This is a genomic window from Aquirufa ecclesiirivi (assembly GCF_011250515.1).
Lineage (GTDB): Bacteria > Bacteroidota > Bacteroidia > Cytophagales > Spirosomataceae > Aquirufa > Aquirufa ecclesiirivi.
The window spans coordinates 1-236 of sequence record NZ_JAANOP010000035.1 but is presented as its reverse complement, the minus strand read 5'-3'; the positions used below and the strand labels follow the sequence as shown (position 1 = coordinate 236).

Below are 236 nucleotides of genomic sequence, written 5' to 3'. Positions count from 1 at the left end.
ATTTTGGCCAGCCAGTTCAGGTGGTTTTCACGAACGGAATGGCTCAGGTTGATTTGATTTTATACCAAGTGGAAACGGCGAATATCCAGGTAAGTGATGGTAGCATATCAGCCAAATCAGCGTTTTCGATTCAGGTAATATCTAATCCAGCTACTCATTTTGTGATTAGTGGAACTGCAAACCAACAAGCTGGAACATCACAGAAATTAAGTATTCAACTAATTAATAGTGAAGGG

Annotated in this window: 1 protein-coding gene; it reads left to right on the top strand. The window is 39.8% G+C overall.

Annotated elements, in window-relative coordinates; genetic code table 11:
• The coding region (locus G9H65_RS13595; protein WP_166375826.1) for a hypothetical protein at positions 1-236 on the top strand (236 nt) is incomplete at both ends.